Genomic DNA, 1,299 nt, shown 5'->3' with positions numbered 1-1,299 from the left:
GCGGCAGAAGCGTGCACCCGCCCATAAGCGCGGGCTCAAAAGACGGCCGGAAAGTTAGGAACGAGTGGTCTGCGATGCGGTTCGGCTGAAGCAGCGTTTACCGGGCGTTCGAGGGGCGCGACGCGGCGTCGTCAAGGTGGAGAGCCAGAGCCGTCACTCATATCCCATGGCCGGGATGACCTTGCCGAGTGCTTCTTCGATGAACTCGCGGGTTTCGTCGTCGAATTGGTCGTTGCGGTTCGTCAGCTTGTGCGACTGAAACGTTGAAGGGGTGGCGAAGTCGTCGACGTCGAGCCGTTCGAACAGGGCGCGGCGCTGCCCGGGCCAGTCGGCTGCGAGATCTTCTGCTTTCACCTCGATGTATCGCCTGCCCGTCAGGTCGACCGTGTTCTTCCAGGTGAGCCATCGGTGGTAGACCGGCTTGAGGTAGGCGAGCGCGCCGTCGACGGTGGGCGGTGCCCATGGCTGGGCCAGGTGGGATGCGAGCACTGAGACCGGGTGACGCTTGATGTGCACGATGGTCGCTTCGGGGACCAGTTCCCAGAGGAACTCCATGCACAGCAGGTTGAACGGTGTCTTCTCGCACCAGGTCGGCTTGCCCGCGTCGGCGGCTGCTCCGCCGAACATGGTGTCGATCAGGCCCCGCAAGATTCCGAGCAGTTCGCCCCGGTCGCTGAAATACCTGGGAAGTACCCGCCGGCGGGTCAGCGGCTCGAACGGCCCGGCAGGCCGGTCGGCGTTCCCGAAGCCTTCCGCGGGCGCAGGTTCGTCGTATGTGTACGCGATCAACTGCGGCCAGAGCTGTTGCACCGCGTCCCGGTAGCGCCGCTCGCCGACCAGCTCGGGAACCGTTTTGCCGCGATCGTCGCGCCGGCCGGGCACTCGTACGGTGAGGAAGTCGCTCAGCCGGTGCAGGGCGTCCTCACCGACGGTGGGGTCGTATCGATCGGTGAGCGCGTCGGCCAGGTCCCGCAGGCCACCCGGGTCGATGAGAAACCGGGTCTCCATGGGAATCCGATGGATCAGCGGATGTTCGCCGATGATGTCGGCGATCCGTGACGTTCCCGAACGACCCGTACCCGCAACGAAGATCGGTGAGGGGAAAGGCATGGCGAGCAGTCAAACTCTCAGCCCGGCGCCTGTGCAAGCCATTTATCCCTTTCACCCGCTGCTACGGGCCGGACCCGCACCCGCCGCGCCGAGTGCGTGCCGGACGGCCGCCTCCAACAAGCGAGCAACGAATTATCGAAGCTTCCCAACGCGCCGCATCCCTCACACACTGATGCACTGATCTCGGCA

Annotated in this window: 2 protein-coding genes; one reads left to right on the top strand and one right to left on the bottom strand. The window is 65.1% G+C overall.

Annotated features, from left to right (window positions below; all coding sequences use genetic code 11):
• Positions 1-153: 153 nt before the first annotated feature.
• Positions 154-810, bottom strand: a complete 657-nt coding sequence (locus DKL51_RS23820) for a sulfotransferase family protein (RefSeq protein WP_369008642.1) — start codon at positions 808-810, stop codon at positions 154-156.
• Between DKL51_RS23820 and DKL51_RS37270 the strand changes: the two genes are divergently transcribed.
• A complete protein-coding gene (locus DKL51_RS37270; RefSeq protein ID WP_369008641.1) occupies positions 805-1,059 on the top strand; it encodes a hypothetical protein in 255 nt (84 codons plus the stop codon). The genes DKL51_RS23820 and DKL51_RS37270 overlap by 6 nt on opposite strands.
• Positions 1,060-1,299: the final 240 nt, after the last annotated feature.

Source organism: Micromonospora globispora, assembly GCF_003857015.1.
GTDB classification, from domain to species: domain Bacteria; phylum Actinomycetota; class Actinomycetes; order Mycobacteriales; family Micromonosporaceae; genus Micromonospora; species Micromonospora globispora.
The sequence above is the reverse complement of the archived record's forward strand: the minus strand, read 5'-3'. Positions and strand labels throughout refer to the sequence as shown.